Consider the following 18,942-nt stretch of genomic DNA (forward strand, 5'->3'; position numbering starts at 1 on the left):
GAATCAAATTGGATTACGTTACCTCCTGCAAATTGCCCACGCCTTGGGCCATGTTTCAGTTGCACGGCTTTATCGTTCCCGAAACTGGCAAAGAGCATGTCATGCTTACATTAGGCGATGTCGGCAGCGGCGAGCCCGTGCTGGCCCGGATTCACTCCGAGTGCCTGACCGGCGACGGCCTGTTCAGCCAGCGCTGCGACTGCGGCGCCCAGCTTGAAACCGCCCTCGAGATGATCGCCGCCGAAGGGCGCGGCGCCTTGCTGTATTTGCGCCAGGAAGGACGCGGCATCGGCCTGCTCAACAAGATCCGGGCCTACAACCTTCAGGATCAAGGGGCCGATACGGTCGAGGCCAACGAGCAACTGGGTTTTCCCGCCGACATGCGCCGCTACGATTTATGCAAGCCCATGCTGGATCACTTCGGCATTACCCGGCTGCGCCTGCTGACCAACAACCCACGCAAGGTCGATGCCCTGCGCGAACTGGGTATCGATGTAACCGAGCGCATACCATTGCAGGTCAATCGCAACCGCTACAACGAAGGGTATTTGCGCACCAAGGCGGTCAAGCTTGGCCATTTGTTCAAGGGCTATCTCGTCGAAGAGGAATAGGCGGCATGCGCATGGAACGGTTCCACGCCTCGGGGCATGGGTCCTGGCGGGCTGGCAATGAGTGAAATGAGCGCCTGGTATATTTTGCCCAACGGCAATATCAAGCACCTGGACGGGCTCGAGCTGCAGCCCGAGCGGGACTGGCTGCCCACCGACGCCAGCCTCGAGCTTTATACCCAGGCCCAGCGCGAGGCGGGCTGGACCGAGGTGAGGATACTGCAGCGGGTCATGGGCCTGGCCCTCGAGGGCGAGCAGTGGGTCAGGGACAACCTGGAATAGCCGGCTAAAGCCGGATCTCGTCGGCCATGAACCGCATCTTGAAGCGCCTGCCTTTTATCGTGCCCTGGCTCAGCTTCTCGAAGGCCTGGTCCGCGATGCGACGATCCAGCGCCACGAACGCCACGAAATCGAACACATTGATCTTGCCGACCTGCTCGAAGGCGAAGCCGGCGTCCTTGGTGAGGGCGCCCACCAGGTCGCCCGCGCGCAGCTTGTCTTTTTTGCCGCCTTGTATGCATAGCGTCACCATGGGCGCCTGCAGCGGTTTTCCCTTGCCAGGCTTGAGCTGATCCAGGCGCGACCAGGCAATGGGCTTGCCTTGATAGGCTTCGATCTGCGCCGCCCAGCGCATCTCGTCGGGAGCGACCAGGCTCAGCGCCAGCCCTTTGGCCTGGCTGCGGCCGGTGCGGCCTATGCGGTGGACGTGCACCTCGGCGTCGGGCGTAATGTCGACGTTGATCACGGCGTCCAGCGACTGAATGTCCAGGCCGCGCGCGGCCACGTCGGTGGCCACCAGAACGGAACAGCTTTGATTCGAAAACTGCACCAGGACGTCCTCGCGTTCGCGTTGTTCAAGGTCGCCGTGCAGGGCCAGGGCCGAGAAGCCCCGGTCGCGCAGATCCAGCGCCAGTTCGCGAACCTGCGCCTTGGTATTGCAGAAGGCCAGGGTGGAAGCAGGCCTGAAATGGGCCAGCAGTTTCGCCACGGCGGCGTTGCGCTGCGCGGGATCGATTTCGTAGAAATGCTGTTCGATGCGGCTGTCGTCGTGCTGGGACTCCAGCCGGACTTCCTGGGGGCGGTTCAGGAAGCGGGCGCTGGCCTTGCGGATGTTGTCGGGGTAGGTGGCGGAAAACAGCAGGGTTTGCCGGCGCGTCGGGCAGGCCTTGGCGATGGTGACCATGTCGTCGTAAAAACCCATGTCCACCATGCGGTCGGCCTCGTCCAATACCAGGGTCTTGAGGCCCGACAAATCGACGCTGCCGCGTTCCAGGTGATCCATCAGCCGGCCTGGCGTCGCCACGATGATGTGCGCGCCGTGCTGCAAGGACTCGACTTGGGGGCGTATGGCCGCGCCGCCGCACAGCGTGAGTATCTTGATGTTGTCGGTCGCGCGCGCCAGGCGGCGCAGCTCGACGGCCACTTGCTCGGACAGCTCGCGGGTTGGGCACAGAACCAGCGCCTGGGTGCCGAACCATGCTTGCTTCAAGGTATGCAATATGCCCAGGCCGAAGGCGGCGGTCTTGCCGCTGCCGGTTTTCCCCTGCGCTATCAGGTCTTTGCCGGCCAGTATGAACGGCAGGCTTTGCGCCTGTATGGGCGTCATGCTGCGATACTCGAGGCGTTCCAGGTTCTCGAGCATGGCGGGCGAAAGGGGAAGGCTGGAAAAAAGAGGGGAGGTCACAGGGCGGCACGGCCAACGTTGGAGAAGAAGGCCAATTTTAGCAGGCGCAATGCCGGCATCTTGCCGCACCGCCTGTGACGGGTTTTGCCGCCGTCCCAGGACGGGATGGCGGCCGGCACGCTGGAGCAGCGGGCGTCAGGCGGCTTCGGCTTGTGCCTCGGCGCGAGTGTTGAGGCCGGCAATCGATTGCGTGGCGGCCTGCAGCGCGGCGCTGCGGGGGGCGTCGCCCATGTTCACGCCTTCGGCGCGCACGAATTCCACGTTCTTGATGCCGAAGAAGCCGAAAATGGTTTGCAGGTAGCTTTCCTGGTGTTCGAGCGCGCGGCCGCCTTCGGTGGTGGAATACACGCCGCCGCGCGTGGAGGCGACGATGACGCGCTTGCCGCCGGCCAGGCCCACCGGCCCGTTTTCCGTGTATTTGAAGGTCCGGCCCGCCTGAGCGATGCGGTCGATCCAGGATTTCAACTGGCTGGGAATGGTGAAGTTGTACAGCGGCGCGCCGATGACGACGACGTCCGCGTTCAGGAATTGCGAGACGAGTTGTTCCGACAAGGCGTTTTCGCTGCGTTGCGCTTCGGACAGATCCGCGCCTTGCGGAAAACGAAAGCCCAGTGCGTCGGCATTCAGGTGGCCGGGGGCATTGGCGGCAAGATCCAGGTATTCGATTTCGACGTCGGGATGGCTAGCCCGCCATTGAGCCACGATGCGGCGGGTCAGGTCTCGGGATACGGAGGCGTCGCCGGTGATGGCGGAGTCGATGTGCAGAAGTGTCGTCATGATTTTAAGGTGATATCTCTGAATAGGTTGCCCGAAGAATCGGTATGGATGCATTGTATAAATGGCGACATTCCTTGATAAGCAGGCATTTTTGCGATAGATTGTCTCATTCATGGTGCTAATTTCCCTGATACTGGCAGGTGCGGCGCCGCACTGGTTGCGCTGGCAAACGCGGCGCCGGCACGAATTGCGCTGCCGATGGAAGGAGACATTGCAGTGGCTGGATGGCAATGACGGATTTGAACGATATGCAGTATTTCGCCAAGGTGGTCGATTGTGGCGGGTTCTCCGCGGCAGGCCGGGCGTTGGGCCTGCCCAAGTCCCGGCTGTCGCGGCGTATTGCCAATCTGGAGGCCCGGCTTGGCGTGCGGCTGCTCAACCGCACCACCCGCCGCTTGTCGTTGACGGCGGCCGGCGAACTTTACTATCGCCATTGCGTTGCCGTCTGCGACGAGGCGCAGGCCGCCGCCGAAGCGATCGCCCAAGTGCAAAGCGAGCCGCGCGGCATGGTGCGCGTCACATGCCCGAATACTTTGGCGCAGACGCTGGTGGGCCCCTTGCTGCCCGGATTTTTGGAGGCCTACCCGCATGTGCAGATCAATATGGAGGTCAGCAACCGGGTGGTGGATCTGGTCGAGGAAGGCGTGGACGTGGCGCTGCGGGTTCGCACTTCGCTGAGCGACAGCGGCAGCCTGATCGTCAAGCAACTGGGCCGTACGCATTCATTGCTGGTGGCCAGTCCGGCGCTGTTGCGAAAGCAGGGGGCTCCCCAGGCTCCTGCCGATTTGTCCCGCATCGACACCATTGCCATGTCGGCGGTCGACGGCAAGACGGCATGGCGTTTGTTCGCTTCCTCTGGACGTGACACCCAGGCCGAGCATCGCCCCCGCTATGTGGCCGACGACTTGCTCACCCTCAAGTTTGCCGCCCTGGCCGGGACGGGCGTGTGCGCGCTGCCCGATTATCTATGCAGCCGGGAACTGGAGGACGGCCGCCTAGAGGCCGTGCTGCCGGACTGGAGCCTGGAGCCCGCCTATTTGCACGCCGTCTTCCCGTCGCGGCGCGGGCTGATGCCTGCGGTGCGGTCATTCCTGGACTATCTGGGCGAGCACGTCGCGGCGGTTTCCGAGCGCTGCGCAAAGCTGGCTGACCGGCCCGAGGCCGGTTGATATGCATGCGAGGCTGGCCGGCGGGCGCGGCAAGGCCATGCCCGGCGGCCCCGCACTGCCTGCCTGAGCGGATTGTTCCTTAAAACCGTCCGGCCTGGAAATCGGTGACGGCCTGGATGAGTTCTTGCTGGGTGTTCATGACGAAAGGCCCGTATTGGGCGATGGGCTCGCCCAGGGGCTGGCCGGCAATGAGCAGCACGCTGGCCGGGCCCTGGCTTTCCAGTACGACGCCGTCGGCCTGAGCATCGTTGCCCAGGATGGCCATGTGCTTCACCGGCACGTTCTGGCCGCCGATGCTGACGCTGCCGCGATACACGTAGATAAACGCGTTGGCCGTGGCGGGCAGCCTCTGGCTGAAGCTTGCGGCGGTATCGAAGTGCACGTCCAGGTATAGGGGCTCGGTAACCGGGCGCTGCATGGCGCCTTCCACGCCATGGCTGCGGCCCGCCACTACCCGAACCCTTACGCCGTTGTCGAGTCGGGCTTCGGGGATGTCCCGGCTTTGGATGTCGCGATAGCTTGGCTCGATGAGCTTGTCTCGGGCGGGCAGATTGAGCCATAGCTGGAAGCCTTCCATGCGGCCTTCCTCCTGCTCGGGCAGTTCCGAGTGCACCAGGCCGCGGCCCGCCGTCATCCATTGCACGCCGCCGTTTTGCAGCAGGCCCTCGTGGCCGTGGCTGTCGTTGTGGCGCATGCGTCCCGCGATCATGTAGGTCACGGTTTCGAAGCCGCGATGGGGGTGGTTGGGAAAGCCGGCAATGTAGTCGTCGGGGTCGTCGCTGCCGAAGGCGTCCAGCATCAGGTAGGGGTCCAGCCGCTTCTGCAGGTTGCCGCTGATGACGCGCGTCAGTTTTACGCCGGCGCCGTCGGAGGTGGGCATGCCGGTGACGAGCCGTTCGATCTTGCGGGGGTGCGTTACGGCTTCCGGTTCGGATGGGGTGGGGGCAGTGGTCATGAGGGGTGTGTCCGTATATGAAAGCCGAAAGAAGGCATGCCGTCGATTATATGGCGCTGCCATGGTGTCGGGGGAATTCCGCAAGGCTTGCACGCGCGGCCGTGGTTTTCTGCTGGCGTCGATTGTCGCGGTATTGATTCCACCGGGGCAAATAAATTATTATCATGTTTCTTAATGATAATGATTCCTATTTCTTAAAATAAGCTGAACGTTGTGCGGCGCGGTCTTCCCTTGCCGGGGGCGGGCGTTACTTGTTCAATCTCACACTTCCAAAAGAATATTTATGTCCTCTTTGTCCAAATTCAAGCCATTGCCCCTGACGCTGATCCTCGCCTGCGCCTTTGGCGGCGCAGCAGCGCATGCGCAGTCCGATGCCGCCGCCACCGATGTCCAGAAGCTGGGAAGCATTACGGTGCAGGCCAGCGCCGATGCTTCCTCCAAGGGGCTTTCCGCGCCCTTTGCGGGCGGGCAGGTGGCCAAGGGCGGGCGCATAGGCGTGCTGGGCAACCAGGACAATATGAGTTCGCCGTTCAGCAACACCGAATACACCAGCCAGTTGATTCAGGATCAGCAGGCCGCCAGCGTCGCCGATATTTTGCAGAACGACCCGGGCGTGCGCGTGGCGCGGGGCTATGGCAATTATCAGCAGCTCTACATGATTCGCGGCATGGCCTTGTATTCCGACGACATCACCTATAACGGGCTGTATGGCTTGCTGCCGCGCCAGTATTTCGCCAGCGAGTTCATCGAGCGCCTGGACGTCTTTCGCGGCGCCAATGCCTTCCTGAACGGCGCGGCGCCCGGCAACAGCGGCTTGGGCGGGGCCATCAATGTCGTGCCCAAGCGGGCCCCGAACCAGGACCTGACGTCGGCTACACTGGGTTGGGAAAGCGGCGGCCAGGGATACGGCAGCTTCGACCTGGGGCGGCGTTTCGGCCCCGGCGGCAGCACCGGCGTGCGCCTGAACGCCGTGCGCCGCGATGGCGGCACGGAAGTCGACGGCGAGCATCGCGAGCTGACCGCCGTCGGCCTGGGCCTGGACTGGCGCGGCGAGCGCACGCGCTTGTCGGCGGATTTCGGCTATCAGGATCACCGCCTCAAGCGCAGCCAGCCCAGCGTCACCTTTGCTTCGGGCGTGCCGATTCCCTCGGCCCCCGACGCCAGCACCAATCTGGCACAGGACTATACCTACTCCAACGAGCGCGATTTTTTCGGCACCTTGCGAGGTGAGTACGACATCACCGACAACCTGACCGCCTGGGCCGCCGTGGGGGCGCGCAACAGCAAGGAATCCAGCTTGCTGGCCAACCCCACGGTCCAGGACGTTGCCGGCAATGCCACCATGAATGCGATGGAAACCGCCCGCAAAGACTCCGTGCGCACGGGAGAGGTGGGTTTGCGCGGCAAGTTCCGCACGGGAAGCATCGGCCATACGGTGACAGCCTCGGCCAATTTCTACAGCCTGGACAGCCGGAACGCCTACGACTACTACGGCACGACCAGCACCAATATCTACAACCCTACCACCCAGGTTCTGCCCGCCAATCCGCTGCATGGCGGCAACCTGGGCGATCCGCTGATCACCCAGTCCACCCGCAATACCAGCGTGGCCATTGCCGATACGATGGCGTTTGCGCACGACCGGGTGCTTTTGACGCTGGGCCTGCGCCACCAGCGCATCAAGAACCAGTCCTACGACTACAACACGGGCCTTGAGAGCCAGCCGGAAAACAGCACCAGCAGCACGACGCCGGTGGCGGGCGTGGTCTACAAGGCGACCAAGGAAATCTCGCTTTACGCCAATTACATCGAAGGCATGAGCCAGATCGGTCCGGCGCCGACATTCGGCACGCCCAAGCCTGTCAATCCGGGCCAGACCTTCAATGCGGTGCGAACGAAGCAGAAGGAAGTCGGTATCAAGTACGACGGCGGCAAGCTGGGCGGCAGCCTGGCTTTGTTCACCATGGACATGCCCACGGCGTATATCGACCCGGTTACCGCCTTGTACGGAGCCAACGGCAAGCAGCGCAACCAGGGCGCCGAGCTGACGTTCTATGGTGAACCCTTGCGGGGTGTCAGGCTGCTGGGCGGCGCCACGCTGCTCGACGCCAAGCAGGTCGATACCGCGGGCGGCGCCACCGACGGCAACCGCGCTATTGGCGCGCCCCGGTTCATGGCAAACCTGGGGGTTGAATGGGACATCCCGGGGGTGGATGGACTGACCGTGACGGGCCGCATGGTGCATACCTCCTCGCAGTACGCCGACGCGGCCAATACGCAGGAAATTCCCGCGTGGACCCGCTTCGATCTGGGCGCGCGCTATCTGACCGAACTCGACGGGCATATGCTTACCTTGCGCGCCAATGTGCTGAACGTCGCCAACAAGAACTATTGGGCGTCGGCGGGGGGCTATCCCGGCTCGAGCTACCTGGTGCTCGGCGCGCCCCGCACCTTCATGCTGTCGGCTTCGCTCGAGTACTGACGGGGATTTTCCTGTACAATCTGCCCGTCATTAGGGAGTAGCTTCGCCCCGCAACGGGGCGGCTTGCATCAACATACTTGGCATAGCCCATGGTGCAAGCGGCGCGGCGCAAGCCGTTATGTGCTTAGCAAGACTTTTGACCATAAGGTGCCCGACGCTGGCGGGGCCCTTGTGGTCAATCGTGTTCGCCGGCACAACAGGTATCCCACTTCATGGAAGCTTTCCTCGTTTCTACAGGTGTAGTCGCGCTTGCGGAAATCGGCGACAAAACGCAATTGCTGGCGTTCATCCTTGCCGCCCGTTTCAAGAAACCCGTACCCATCATTCTCGGCATTCTTGCCGCCACCCTGGTCAACCATGGCCTGGCCGGGGCCCTGGGGGCCTGGATCACCTCGGTGGTCAGCCCCGAAATATTGCGCTGGGTCCTGGGCCTGTCCTTTCTTGCCATGGCCGTCTGGACTCTGATCCCCGACAAAATGGACGACGACGAAGCGCACGTGATCAAGCGCTTCGGCGTGTTCGGCGCAACCCTCTTCACATTCTTCCTGGCCGAAATGGGCGACAAGACCCAGATAGCCACGGTGGCGCTGGCCGCCACCTATATTGCGCCTTATACCGTGGTGGCGGGCACGACGCTGGGCATGCTGATTGCCGACGTGCCGGCGGTATTCGTGGGCAGCAAGTTCGCAGCCCACATCCCCATGAGGCTGGTGCACACGATCGCCGCCGCGATTTTCGCCGTCATCGGCGTGCTGACCCTGCTGGACGTCGATCGGCTGTTCTAGCGCGTTATTTGGTTTATTTAGCCTGTGCCAGTTCACGCGCCAGGCGGTTGTGCCGCTCGCCAAGCAAGGCGGTGTCCAGGGTGGCGAGCCGCCCGTCGCGCACCACGACGCGGCCGTTGATGATGGTGAAGGCGGTGTTGGATGGCGTGCAGAACACCAGGGCGGCGACCGGGTCGTGCAGCGCGCCCGCGTAGCCGATTTGCCGGGTGTCGAACAGCGCCAGGTCGGCGGCCATGCCCGGCTTCAGGGCGCCGATGTCGTCGCGGTTCAGCACTTTGGCGCCGCCCAACGTGGCGACTTCCAGCGCCTGGCGGGCCGTCATGGCCTCGGGCCCCGTGCTGTCCCAGTGCGCCACGCGTTGCAGCAGCATGGCCTGCCGCACTTCGCCCAGCATGTGTCCCGCATCGTTGGACGCCGATCCGTCCACGCCCAGGCCGACCGGAACGCCGGCATCCAGCATTTTGCGCACCGGGGCTATGCCCGACGCCAGCCGCATATTGGAGCATGGGCAATGCGCCACGCCCGTGCGGGTGCGGCCGAACAGCGCAATGCCTGCATCGTCGAGTTGAACGCAATGCGCGTGCCATACATCGTGCCCGACCCAGCCGCAGTCTTGCGCGTATTGCGCCGGAGTCATGTTGAATTTTTCGCGGCTGTAGGAAACGTCGTTGATGTTCTCGGCCAAGTGGGTATGCAGCGAAACGTCGAAGCTGCGCGCCAGCGCGGCCGACTCGCGCATCAGGTCGCGCGACACTGAAAACGGCGAGCACGGCGCAACCACGATGCGCTGCATGGCATAGCGTTCGCCATCGTGATAGGCCTCGATGAGGCGTTGGGTATCTTTGAGGATGTCGTCTTCGTTTTCCACCACGCTGTCGGGTGGCAGCCCGCCTTTGGACTGTCCGACGCTCATGGAGCCGCGCGCGGCGTGAAACCGCATGCCCGCTTCCCGGGCAGCCTCGATGCTGTGGTCGAGCCGGCAGCCGTTGGGGTAGATGTACAGGTGGTCGCTGGTGGTGGTGCAGCCCGACAGCATGAGCTCGGCCATGGCCGTTTGCGTCGAGACCTTGACCATTTCGGGGGTCAGCCGCGCCCAGATCGGGTAAAGGCTGGTCAGCCAGTGGAACAGCTCGCCGTCCTGCGCCCCGGGCAGGGCGCGGGTAAGGGTCTGGTACATGTGGTGGTGGGTATTAATGAGCCCCGGTATCGCCACATGGCCGCCGGCGTCGATGACTTCATCCGCACTACCGGGAAGTTCGCTGGCCGGGCCCACCTGCTCGATGACGTTGCCGCGCACGAACACCGATCCCCCGGCGATTTCGCGCCGGGCCTCGTCCATGGTGACAACGACATCCGCGTTGCGGATAAGCAGGGTTTTCGCCGGGATCGTCATAGTGGCGCCTTTACGTTTTCGCGCATCATAGCATCCACCTCGCTCTTGCCGGCTTTGCCGTTGGCGAGATAGTTCAGGACGACCGCCGAGATGGCGCAGAGCGCGATGCCACTGTTCAGGAGCGTGCCGATATTGGTGGGGAATTGGGCGAAGAATTTGTCCGAGACCATGGGTATCATACCCATCCCGAGGCTGACGGCGACGATCAGGACGTTATGCCTGTTGCTGCGGAAATCGACATCCTGAAGAATGCGCACGCCGTTGGCGGCGACCATGCCGAACATGACGACCGTGGCGCCGCCAAGGACGAAGTCGGGAATCGAGGCCACCAGCACCGATAGTTTGGGCACCAGTCCCAACAGCATCATGATGGCGCCCGCCATGACACAGACGAAGCGGCTGCGTATGCCGCTGACGTAGACCAGGCCGATGTTCTGTGAAAACGTGGTGTACGGAAAGGTGTTGAATATGCCACCGATCAGCGCGCCCAGCCCGTCGGCCCGCAAACCACGCTTGATGTCGTTTTGAGTCGGGGTTTTGTCGATGATGTCTCCCATGGCGAATATGCCGCCCATGGATTCGATGAGAGTCACGAGCATGACCAGAGTCATGGAGACAATGGCCAGCAAATCGAATTTCGGCATGCCGAAATGAAAGGGTATGACCGGCGCAAACCACGGGGCCTGGGAAAGGCCGGCAAAGCTTACCTTGCCGAGCAGGCCGGCAAGCACGAACCCGGCGGCGATGCCCAGCAGCACGGAAATATTACTGAGCAGTCCATTGCCGTAGCGGCTGATCAGGATAATGCACAGTAGGACGAAGAAAGCGATGCCGATGTACAGCGGCGCGCCGAAATCCTTGGCGCCATAGCCTCCCCCGGCATAGGTGATGCCGACCCCCATGAGCGATACGCCGATGACGAGGATGACCGAACCCGTTACCACCGGGGGGAAGTAGCGAACCAGCCGGCTCATCAGCGGCGCCACCAGAAAGCCAATGACGCCGGCGACCATGACGGAGCCGAAAATGCCGTTCAGGCCCAGCCCCGGATTCAGGCCGATGGCGATCATGGGTCCGATCGCCACGAAGGTGACCCCCATCATCAAGGGATAGCGGATGCCGAACATGCCGATGCCCAGTGATTGAATGATTGAAACGATGCCGCCTGCAAAAAGGTCGGCGCTGATGAGCACCGCCGTGGCGTCCTTCGAAAGCCCGATTGCTCCGGCCAGAACGAGTGGTACGGTAACCGCTCCGGCATACAGGGCCAATACATGCTGCAAGCCAAGCATGAGCAGTTTCAGGAAGGGTAGGCGTTCGTCTACCGGATGCACTGCGTTGTCCATATCGTCACCTTTGGGTTGTGTTTTCGAAAACGTGCTGCTTCGTTTAGTGAAACCGTGAGTGTTCCGGCATGTGCTGCGATAGACGGCTTTCTTTACATGGCTGGCGCCGCCCGGGCTTTTTCGCTTCGGGGCCTGTATTGATCGACGAAGGCGGCTGCCGAGCCGGCGCGGTGCCGCGCCTCGAAAACGGCGGCGCGCTCTGCGTACAGCTCCCGCACATAGCGTGCGACTGCACAGCTATCTTCGTACATGTTGTATTTCCATCCCAGCCCGTATGCGGACAAGTTGATGTTGTCGATGGTCATGATGCGGGTGGCTGAACCGGGATTGGCCAGATAGTCGTCGATGACTTTGCGCACCACTTCCTTGGTGCAGGCGAGCTTGTGCGCGTGCCAGGCGGTGTCCAGCCATTCTCCGCTCGCCGGCTGACGGAACGGGTACTGGATGCTGCGGCCGGGCCGGCCATAGCCCATGCCTTCGAAAGGCCCGCTTTCGCAGGCGAGCCAATTGGGCGGGCCGTTCGGCGCGACAGGCCGCACTTGAGTCCAGTGCACCATATCCTGCGCCAGCCAGTCGTCGCAGAAACTGTCGTCGTTGAAGGGATCGAGCCGGCGTATCGACTCGGCGTCGTGACGGATGCCGCAGACGGCCTGTTCGATTTCGTTTTCCATCTTGAGTATGCAGTGGCTGTAGTCCATGCAGAAATTGAACGGAATGCCGTGCCTGCGCACGGCTTGGGCCACCTGGTTTATGCGGCGCATGTCTTCGGACCACATGTCGGCATGGACTTCGTAGGTAATGGTAATGCCTAGTTTTTCGGCTTGTTCGTAGGTGTCCAGATAAGACGCGACGATTTCGTCGTTGGTTACCAGATGGCCATCGGCATGCCTGGCCCACACCATGAGGTTGTGATAGAGCGAGCCCGCAGTTTTGGCGCGCTGAAGATTTTCGGTGATGAGAGGTTCTTCTTTTCCCAATTGATATGTCCAGCTGCCCGATAGGATGGGGATTTCGTATTTTTCGCTGGCTTTGATGAAGTCGTCCAGTTCGGGGGCTGTCGGGATGCGATCGAAGAAATCCCAAAGGCCGCTTTCCTTGACAAGACGAAATTGAGTATCGATGGGCAGTTCCGTTTCGCTGACCGGCTGGGCTGGCGACGAGGGCTGGATTCCCCGTCCGGCGCAGGCAAGAAGAAACATTTTTTTCATGGTGTCTCCGTCGGGTTTCTGGCTGTCGGTGCGCTCACGGCCAGGCGGCTATGGGCACACGGGCGCCTGCACTGTGCGGGCGGTTTCGATGACGTCGGTATACAGCGCGGCCTCGAATTCGCTTTTTCCGGCTAGCGCGGCAAGAGAAAGCTCGCGTAGCCACTTGCGGTATTGAATCGAAACCTTGTCGGTCGCCATCGAGAGCTCGTCGGTCGAAAGGTCGTGGGGGGCCTGGGATTCGATGATGGGCTGGTCTTCCATCAGCACGCGCTTCTGGAAATCGATGTGTATTTCGTCGGGGAGGCCATCGTCGGCTCGGGCGATGATCATGAAGTTCCTGCAGCGGGCGTCGTCGATGGGGGAACTGGTGGTCCACAGCACGAAGCGTTCGGGCTTGCGGTACAGCGCGATTTCAAGATTGACGGTGTACGGCATGGAGCAGCGATAGTTGAACGCGCCTAGCGGCGAGTTTTCAGGCAACTGGTCGAGCATGGCCCGGGGAGGCTCGATGGAAAAGCGCAATTCGCCGCCTATCCTGTCCACGCGGGTGATGGGCGGGCGGGCGAAGGCGGGATCGTAGAGCGTGCCAGGGTGCACGAAGGCGAAGTGGGAGAAATCGGTGAAATTTTCCCAACGGCGTTCGGCTGAAGTGTTCCATACATAGGAATCCACGACGGCGATTTTCATGCCCGGGGCATTCCAGTCGCTGAATATGGGGATTTCGCATGCATAGGAAGCGTCCAGTCGAACCCAGACGATGTCGTAGCGGACTTCGCAGTCGTAGACGTCGGTGCGCGCCTTTTTGGGGATGGGCAGGTCGGGGCACGCGGGGATGGCGCGGCAGATTCCCTGGGTGTCGTATTGCCAGCCATGGTAGGGGCATTCCAGGCGGTCGTTTTCGCCGTCCTGCTTGATGCGGCCTATGGATAGCTTGGCGTGCCGGTGGGCGCATTGATCGCGCATGGCGGTGAGCTTGCCATCGAGCCTGGCAATGACGATATCTTGCCCCAGAAGCTTGAGGCCTAGCGGACGCAGCCCGCCAGAGCTGTCGCGATGGAACTCCTGCAGGGTACAGACGGGATGCCAGAAATAGCGCAAATACGTTTTGTCTGCGATAAGCGGTGTGCTTGCCATGATTCCTCCTTTGCATGCGTTATTTTTATTATGACAACATTTTTAATGTATTGTATGCAATATGTGAAGATAGTCAACCTAATTTGGGGGTTCGTAACAAGGAAGGTTATGATTTGATTTTTGAAGATGGATGTATGAGCAACCTGTCGCTACCCACACCCACGCAGCTTATCGTCGACGCCATTACCGAGGCCGTGTTGGCGCAGCGCCTTATTCCGGGCACCAAGCTCAATGAGGCGGATCTGGTGGAAATTTTCGGGGTCGGCCGCACGACCGTACGGCAAGCGCTCATCCGGCTGTCGCAAGACAAGCTGGTAACCATCGAACACAATCGCGGCGCCTACATCACCAAGATGACCGATCTGGAAATCCGGGAGACCTTCGAAGTCCTGGCCATGATCGAATGCGCTGCACTGGAAAAGCTGGGCAGGAGCATAACGGCGTTCGACATAGCCCGTTTACGCCGGCACATTGATGACCAGAAGCAGGCGCACCAGCACGGAAATGCCGATCTGGAGTTCCGCCTGGCCCCCGACTTCCATGTGCTGGTGGTTCGCATGGCGCACAATCGCGTCCTGGACGAAGTGCATGGCAAGCTTACGGCCCAGGAAAGACTGATCACGTCGCAGTATTACGGTAGCTTCGACCAGCAACACCTGTGTTCCGATCACGCCGAGATCGTGAGTCTTATCGAAGGCGGCCAGGTAGAGCAGGCTCAGGCCTTGCTCGTGGAGCACTATCGGGTGCTGGAAGACTATTGCCTGCGCGGCAAGGCGCACAAGTCGACAATTCCCCTGAAAGAGGCATTGAAGCCTGACGCAAAAACCGGTTGATTGACTGCAGCCAGGGGTAAAGGGCTTCGCCCCTTCAACGCAATCGCCGCTGATTTCCTCTGCCTTGCGGGCGCGGGAAACCAGCGGCGATTCGTGTACTGGCCTTGGCCTGGCTGTAGCGCTTCTAGCGCATTGCTTTCAGGGCTTCGGCCCAGCGGTGCAGTTCGTTCAGCAAAGTCTGGGCCGAGGTGTCGATGAGCTCGTTGGATTTGAACTTGCGGTTTTCATCCAGCAGCGTTGCGACCATGGGGATGGCCACGCCTTCGACCATGGGCATCATCTTCAGGGTGGTGACCAGTTGCTTTTCCAACTGCACCGCGCGCAGGCCGCCCGAAACGCCGCCGTAGCTGACGAAGCCGCAAGGCTTGTAGTTCCATTCCTTATAGACGTAGTTCAGGGCGTTGACGAAGGAAGGAGGGGGGCCGTAGTTGTATTCGGGCGTGACGAACACGTAGGCGTCGGCATCGGCCACGCTGGCGCTCCATTTCTTGGTATGTTCCTTTTCGTACTTGCGCTGTACGGGATGGACGGGCTCGTCGTAGATGGGCAGGTTGAATTCGGCGATGTCGACCAGGCTGACGTCGAATTTTTCGTGCTTGGCGGCGAAATCCTTGAACCAGTTCGCGACCGACGGACCGACACGGCCCGGGCGGGTGCTGCATATGACCACTTGAAGCTTGAGCGCCATGTTTACATCTCCAAAGTTATGCGGAAAGTCGACCGCCCGCCCGATTCAGGACAGCGCGGCCCCATCGCATTGTAATCGTAGAAGCGGCGGGCCCGCCGGGCTGCGGCCAAGGCCTGTCCGCCGATTCGTCTGTCGCTGCACCGGGCTTCAGAATTCCTGCCAGTCGTCGTCGGCCTGGGCGGTTTGGGCGGTTGCCGCCGCAAGCCGGCGTGGCGCGGGGGAACGAACCGGCGCCGGCGCCCGGGAGGAAGCGGAAATCCGGGACGGCACGGAGGCGCGGGCAGGCGCCGCTGGCGCGGCGGCCGTTTGTGCCTCGCCGACGTTGAAGGCCGCGACGGCCTGCGTCAGGCTGGATGCCTGATCCTGAAGGCTGGCGGTGGCCGCGGCGGCTTCCTCGACCAGGGCCGCATTTTGCTGGGTGACCTGATCCATCTGGACGATGGCCTGGTTCACCTGCTCGATACCCACGCTTTGTTCCTGGCTGGCCACGGTGATCTCGGCGACGATGCCGGTGACGCGGTTGACGCTGTCCACGACTTCCTGCATGGTGGCGCCGGCCTGCTTGGCCAGTGAGCTGCCGGTATTGACCGTGGCCACCGAGGCGTCGATCAGGGCCTTGACGTCCTTGGCCGCCGCCGCGCTGCGCTGGGCCAGGCTGCGCACTTCGCTGGCCACCACGGCGAAGCCCTTGCCCTGTTCGCCCGCGCGGGCCGCCTCGACCGCCGCGTTCAAGGCAAGAATATTGGTCTGGAACGCAATGCCGTCGATCACGGTGATGATGTTTTCGATCTGGCTGGCGGAACTGTGGATGGTGTGCATGGTTTCGACCACCTGGGCCACGACGTCGCCGCCCTTGCTGGCAATGTCCGACGCGGATGCCGCCAGCTTGTTGGCCTGCTCGGCATTGTCGGCGTTTTGCTTGACGGTATTGGTCAATTGTTCCATGGCCGAAGCCGTTTCGGTCAGCGAGCTGGCCTGTTCTTCGGTGCGCGACGACAGGTCGACGTTGCCCGCCGCTATCTGGCTGGATGCCGTGGCGATGCTGTGCGTGCCGGCGCGTACCTCCGCCACGGTCTTGAGCAGATTGCCGTTCATCGTCTTCAGGGCATGCAGCAGCTGGCCTGTTTCATCCCGTGCGTCGGCCTCGATGCGTCCGGTCAGATCGCCTTTTGCGACGCGGTTGGTGGCTTCGACGGCGCGGCGCAGCGGGCGCGTGATGCTGGTGGTGATCCACCATGCAAACAGAATCCCCAGCAGCAGCACGATCACGGCGATCGCGGCTATGACCTTCTGGCTGGCATAGTTGGCGGCGCTTGTGTTCTTGGCTGTCATGTCCAGGTACTGGCGCTGCATGTCGACGAATTCACGTACCGAAGCCGCATATTTCTGTGCGATAGGCATGAAGGTTTCGGTGAAGACCCGGTTGGATTCTTCCTGCTTGCCGGCCGCTTTCAGGGCATTCATTTTGCTGCGCGACGATAGGTAAACTGCCCGTTCTTCTTCGGTGCGTTTGAACAAGACTTTTTCCTCGTCCGCGATGAGCATGGATTCGATTTTTTTTTTCAGGGCCAGCGATTCGTCAGCGCCCTTTTTTGCGTCTACGGCAAAAAATTCGACTAGTGCCGGATCCGAGCTTTTGGCGATGGCCATGGTTCGAACGATGTCGTTGCTGAGGTAAACGTACCAGTCGGCAATCAGGCGCTCCTTGGCCAGGGGCGATTCCAGCAGGTGGCGGGTGGTGGCGGCGACGGTTCGGAGCTGCCAGATGGCGAGCGCGGTAATGGACATGGAGAGGATAAGAATGACGGTAAAACCGTAGCCCAGCCGTTTGCCGATTTTCATGTTCTTGAGAAAGCTCATTGCTGCATGTCCTGATAGTTCGGAAAACCGTCTTTCCGTGCGGGCACGGGAAATCGACGGCTCCATGGATCCGTTTGACGAAGTGGTTGGTCTGAGAAGGGCAGTCGAGCGATAACGAATACGCGCCGCGCGGACACCCGCACCCGTGGGGCGAGGCAAGTGTGCGAGTGGTTTGAACTTGAATGTTCGGCCCTGCGGAAGGCGGATGAATAGCCTTCCGGTTATCAGGGTTTACCCCAATCTTATGCATTTACGTCACGTCATAAACAGTCTTTAGCGCCTGGCGGGATTTTTTTGTGCTTTGGGGATGAGGCTGGGGTACTAAGCTGAAAATCCGAGTGCGGGGATGGAATGGCCGGCGTTAAATGCAGGAATAAGAGGGGATAGTACGGTTTTATGCGTGATCCTGGCGTATCGGGCCGGGCCGGTGCGAGGAGGCTGTTTATGAAATGCATTCGCATGCTTGTCGCTGTATTGGCTGTGTCCTTGCTGGGCATGGCCGGTGGCGGGGCTCGGGCTGCCGGTCTGGACAAGGCAGCCGCCGACGCGGTGGTGCAGCGTTATGTGGCCGTGCAAAACAGTGAGGGAAAGGCGGATGAGGAAAGTATCAAGGCGTCGCAGACCGAGGTAGCGGATCTGAATGGCGATGGCAAAGAAGAAATCGTGCTCTGGACGACGCTGTTTGGCCCAACATACTGGAACAATAGCGTCACCGTGTTCGCCGACGACGGCCATGGCTATGCCCCGGAGGCGACCGTGTCGGGGCTGGGCCAAGTGCAGAAGATTTCGATCCGCGACGACCTTATCCTGGTCAAGACGCAAGTGCTCGGGCCGCACGATTCAATATGCTGCCCCACCGTCGATAAAGTCATTTCGCTACGCTGGCAGGGAGCCAGGCTGGTCGATACGCATGGAGCACGAGACGGCGCTCGATCCTCCCAGAGGCCGCAGGGCGCGAAGGCACCCAAAAGCGCAGCCCCGGCCCCAGAAAATATTTCGCCGCCCGCTCTGACGCAGCATGGAGTAGCGAACGTCTGGCAGCTTCGCCCTGTGGCCGGCCATGCGCCGGTTGCGACCGTGGCGGGCCCAGGCGTGGTGCAAAGCGTGAGCCTCATGTGCGACGGCGGCACGCCGGTCATTGCGGTCGCCGTCAAGGCCAGGCCTCCGGCCGGAGCGGTCAACCTCGGCCTGGATTTTGGCGGAGCGGTCGTCAATCTGCCTCTGCAGCGGGCGACCGCGGGCGCCACGCTGCTGTTGGGCGATTTGAGCCGCTCGGAACTGCCCAGGCTTTTGGCCTCGCATTCCAGCGGCGTGGCCAGACTGCGCATCAACGGCGGGTTGCAGGGCAATCTGCCGCTGTCCGGCGTCAGGCCGACATCGCAAGCCGCGCTGGCGTCTTGTTATCGGTATTGAGGATTGGGAGTGTAGGGATTGGGTAGAGAGGCAATATAAGGTATACTTATAAACCTGGGGTCGATCCGGCTTCGACGTGGGTCGCGAAACAGAGCAGGGCATGCCGAGCACCAGTAAGCTCGTTAATCCACTGGAAAACTACAAACGCCAACGACGAGCGTTTCGCTTTAGCCGCTTAATGCGGTAAGCCGCTGCACTGATTTGTCTTTGGGTCAGGTAGGGTAAAACCTACAGCAGCGTCATCTACAAAGAATCGGGTCTGGTTGGGTCACTCAGCCAGGTCTTAAATCAATGTGAATCGCCAAGGAAGGGCCTGTTGGTTGGCATGATCCGAGGTTAAAACTTTAAAGTTAACCGACTACGCATGTAGAACTGCCTGCAGAGGGCTTGCGGACGGGGGTTCAATTCCCCCCGACTCCACCACATACAAGGGTCTGGATAATCTCCAGGCCCTTTTTCGGCTCTTCCCCATTATCGGGGGATCAGGGCATTCATCACACTCGGTTAATCACACCATTCCACCCGCATTGAGCCAAGACTCGCAGGCGGTAATTCTCAAAATTCCTGAATCCATACGCTCGGCGCGAGAGCATTTCCATCTTCGTAT

General features: G+C 61.3%; 17 protein-coding genes, 1 other RNA gene and 1 riboswitch. Of the genes, 8 read left to right on the forward strand and 10 right to left on the reverse strand.

Going from position 1 to position 18,942, the window contains the following annotated elements:
* Positions 1-2 precede the first annotated feature (2 nt).
* The gene (gene ribA / locus VNT00_RS00650) at positions 3-611 is read left to right on the forward strand and encodes a GTP cyclohydrolase II (protein WP_325583485.1); all 609 of its coding nucleotides are present in this window, start codon (positions 3-5) and stop codon (positions 609-611) included.
* A gap of 57 nt (positions 612-668) precedes the next feature.
* Complete coding sequence (locus VNT00_RS00655) at positions 669-890, forward strand: hypothetical protein (protein WP_325583453.1); 222 nt, start codon at positions 669-671, stop codon at positions 888-890.
* 4 nt (positions 891-894) lie between these two features.
* Here VNT00_RS00655 and dbpA read toward each other — a convergent pair whose 3' ends face one another.
* Together dbpA and VNT00_RS00665 are read right to left on the reverse strand one after the other, a co-directional pair.
* On the reverse strand, positions 895-2,292 hold the full coding sequence (dbpA, locus tag VNT00_RS00660) for an ATP-dependent RNA helicase DbpA (protein ID WP_325583455.1): 1,398 nt from the start codon (positions 2,290-2,292) through the stop codon (positions 895-897).
* A gap of 135 nt (positions 2,293-2,427) precedes the next feature.
* A complete protein-coding gene (locus tag VNT00_RS00665; RefSeq protein ID WP_325583457.1) occupies positions 2,428-3,069 on the reverse strand; it encodes an FMN-dependent NADH-azoreductase in 642 nt (213 codons plus the stop codon).
* Positions 3,070-3,299: 230 nt separating this feature from the next.
* On the opposite strand from VNT00_RS00665, the gene VNT00_RS00670 reads away from it, so the two are divergent.
* Complete coding sequence (locus VNT00_RS00670; protein ID WP_325583459.1) at positions 3,300-4,238, forward strand: LysR family transcriptional regulator; 939 nt, start codon at positions 3,300-3,302, stop codon at positions 4,236-4,238.
* A gap of 79 nt (positions 4,239-4,317) precedes the next feature.
* On the opposite strand, the gene VNT00_RS00675 is transcribed toward VNT00_RS00670, so the two are convergent.
* Positions 4,318-5,193 carry a pirin family protein gene (locus tag VNT00_RS00675; protein WP_325583461.1) on the reverse strand — a complete coding sequence of 292 codons (876 nt, stop codon included), beginning with the start codon at positions 5,191-5,193 and terminating at the stop codon, positions 4,318-4,320.
* A 283-nt stretch (positions 5,194-5,476) separates the two neighbouring features.
* Between VNT00_RS00675 and VNT00_RS00680 the strand changes: the two genes are divergently transcribed.
* Together VNT00_RS00680 and VNT00_RS00685 are read left to right on the forward strand one after the other, a co-directional pair.
* Positions 5,477-7,675, forward strand: coding sequence for a TonB-dependent receptor (locus VNT00_RS00680; protein WP_325583463.1), 2,199 nt, complete (start codon positions 5,477-5,479; stop codon positions 7,673-7,675).
* 20 nt (positions 7,676-7,695) lie between these two features.
* Positions 7,696-7,801: riboswitch (yybP-ykoY riboswitch) on the forward strand.
* A gap of 86 nt (positions 7,802-7,887) precedes the next feature.
* On the forward strand, positions 7,888-8,460 hold the full coding sequence (locus tag VNT00_RS00685; RefSeq protein WP_325583465.1) for a TMEM165/GDT1 family protein: 573 nt from the start codon (positions 7,888-7,890) through the stop codon (positions 8,458-8,460).
* Positions 8,461-8,473: 13 nt separating this feature from the next.
* On the opposite strand, the gene VNT00_RS00690 is transcribed toward VNT00_RS00685, so the two are convergent.
* From VNT00_RS00690 to VNT00_RS00705, 4 genes are all read right to left on the reverse strand, one after another.
* Complete coding sequence (locus VNT00_RS00690; RefSeq protein WP_325583467.1) at positions 8,474-9,853, reverse strand: 8-oxoguanine deaminase; 1,380 nt, start codon at positions 9,851-9,853, stop codon at positions 8,474-8,476.
* On the reverse strand, positions 9,850-11,199 hold the full coding sequence (locus VNT00_RS00695) for a nucleobase:cation symporter-2 family protein (RefSeq protein WP_325583469.1): 1,350 nt from the start codon (positions 11,197-11,199) through the stop codon (positions 9,850-9,852). The genes VNT00_RS00690 and VNT00_RS00695 overlap by 4 nt, the downstream gene beginning before the upstream one ends.
* Before the next feature lie 92 nt (positions 11,200-11,291).
* On the reverse strand, positions 11,292-12,407 hold the full coding sequence (locus tag VNT00_RS00700; protein ID WP_325583471.1) for a hypothetical protein: 1,116 nt from the start codon (positions 12,405-12,407) through the stop codon (positions 11,292-11,294).
* A 48-nt stretch (positions 12,408-12,455) separates the two neighbouring features.
* Positions 12,456-13,541 (reverse strand): aromatic ring-hydroxylating dioxygenase subunit alpha, encoded by a 1,086-nt coding sequence (locus tag VNT00_RS00705; RefSeq protein ID WP_325583473.1) that lies wholly within the window; start codon positions 13,539-13,541, stop codon positions 12,456-12,458.
* 134 nt (positions 13,542-13,675) lie between these two features.
* Between VNT00_RS00705 and VNT00_RS00710 the strand changes: the two genes are divergently transcribed.
* The gene (locus tag VNT00_RS00710; RefSeq protein ID WP_325583475.1) at positions 13,676-14,374 is read left to right on the forward strand and encodes a GntR family transcriptional regulator; all 699 of its coding nucleotides are present in this window, start codon (positions 13,676-13,678) and stop codon (positions 14,372-14,374) included.
* A 124-nt stretch (positions 14,375-14,498) separates the two neighbouring features.
* On the opposite strand, the gene VNT00_RS00715 is transcribed toward VNT00_RS00710, so the two are convergent.
* Together VNT00_RS00715 and VNT00_RS00720 are read right to left on the reverse strand one after the other, a co-directional pair.
* The gene (locus VNT00_RS00715; protein ID WP_325583477.1) at positions 14,499-15,062 is read right to left on the reverse strand and encodes an NADPH-dependent FMN reductase; all 564 of its coding nucleotides are present in this window, start codon (positions 15,060-15,062) and stop codon (positions 14,499-14,501) included.
* 147 nt (positions 15,063-15,209) lie between these two features.
* A complete protein-coding gene (locus VNT00_RS00720; RefSeq protein ID WP_325583479.1) occupies positions 15,210-16,922 on the reverse strand; it encodes a methyl-accepting chemotaxis protein in 1,713 nt (570 codons plus the stop codon).
* Between the two features lie 444 nt (positions 16,923-17,366).
* On the opposite strand from VNT00_RS00720, the gene VNT00_RS00725 reads away from it, so the two are divergent.
* Positions 17,367-18,335 (forward strand): hypothetical protein, encoded by a 969-nt coding sequence (locus VNT00_RS00725; protein WP_325583481.1) that lies wholly within the window; start codon positions 17,367-17,369, stop codon positions 18,333-18,335.
* Positions 18,336-18,391: 56 nt separating this feature from the next.
* Positions 18,392-18,758, forward strand: a transfer-messenger RNA (tmRNA) gene (ssrA, locus tag VNT00_RS00730).
* Between the two features lie 71 nt (positions 18,759-18,829).
* Here the strand turns inward: ssrA and VNT00_RS17875 are convergent.
* A complete protein-coding gene (locus tag VNT00_RS17875) occupies positions 18,830-18,934 on the reverse strand; it encodes a hypothetical protein (protein WP_205962310.1) in 105 nt (34 codons plus the stop codon).
* Positions 18,935-18,942: the final 8 nt, after the last annotated feature.

The sequence above is a fragment of the Eoetvoesiella sp. genome (genome assembly GCF_035555955.1).
In the GTDB taxonomy this organism is placed as follows: Bacteria; Pseudomonadota; Gammaproteobacteria; order Burkholderiales; family Burkholderiaceae_B; genus Eoetvoesia.

Excerpts from the sequence above, each read along its gene's own strand:
- VNT00_RS00655 (WP_325583453.1), top strand. The coding sequence starts at position 669 with ATGAGTGAAATGAGCGCCTGGTATATTTTGCCCAACGGCAATATCAAG.
- VNT00_RS00665 (WP_325583457.1), bottom strand. The coding sequence starts at position 3,069 with ATGACGACACTTCTGCACATCGACTCCGCCATCACCGGCGACGCCTCC.
- VNT00_RS00670 (WP_325583459.1), top strand. The coding sequence starts at position 3,300 with ATGACGGATTTGAACGATATGCAGTATTTCGCCAAGGTGGTCGATTGT.
- VNT00_RS00675 (WP_325583461.1), bottom strand. The coding sequence starts at position 5,193 with ATGACCACTGCCCCCACCCCATCCGAACCGGAAGCCGTAACGCACCCC.
- VNT00_RS00680 (WP_325583463.1), top strand. The coding sequence starts at position 5,477 with ATGTCCTCTTTGTCCAAATTCAAGCCATTGCCCCTGACGCTGATCCTC.
- VNT00_RS00685 (WP_325583465.1), top strand. The coding sequence starts at position 7,888 with ATGGAAGCTTTCCTCGTTTCTACAGGTGTAGTCGCGCTTGCGGAAATC.
- VNT00_RS00690 (WP_325583467.1), bottom strand. The coding sequence starts at position 9,853 with ATGACGATCCCGGCGAAAACCCTGCTTATCCGCAACGCGGATGTCGTT.
- VNT00_RS00695 (WP_325583469.1), bottom strand. The coding sequence starts at position 11,199 with ATGGACAACGCAGTGCATCCGGTAGACGAACGCCTACCCTTCCTGAAA.
- VNT00_RS00700 (WP_325583471.1), bottom strand. The coding sequence starts at position 12,407 with ATGAAAAAAATGTTTCTTCTTGCCTGCGCCGGACGGGGAATCCAGCCC.
- VNT00_RS00705 (WP_325583473.1), bottom strand. The coding sequence starts at position 13,541 with ATGGCAAGCACACCGCTTATCGCAGACAAAACGTATTTGCGCTATTTC.
- VNT00_RS00710 (WP_325583475.1), top strand. The coding sequence starts at position 13,676 with ATGAGCAACCTGTCGCTACCCACACCCACGCAGCTTATCGTCGACGCC.
- VNT00_RS00715 (WP_325583477.1), bottom strand. The coding sequence starts at position 15,062 with ATGGCGCTCAAGCTTCAAGTGGTCATATGCAGCACCCGCCCGGGCCGT.
- VNT00_RS00720 (WP_325583479.1), bottom strand. The coding sequence starts at position 16,922 with ATGAGCTTTCTCAAGAACATGAAAATCGGCAAACGGCTGGGCTACGGT.
- VNT00_RS00725 (WP_325583481.1), top strand. The coding sequence starts at position 17,367 with ATGAAATGCATTCGCATGCTTGTCGCTGTATTGGCTGTGTCCTTGCTG.
- VNT00_RS17875 (WP_205962310.1), bottom strand. The coding sequence starts at position 18,934 with ATGGAAATGCTCTCGCGCCGAGCGTATGGATTCAGGAATTTTGAGAAT.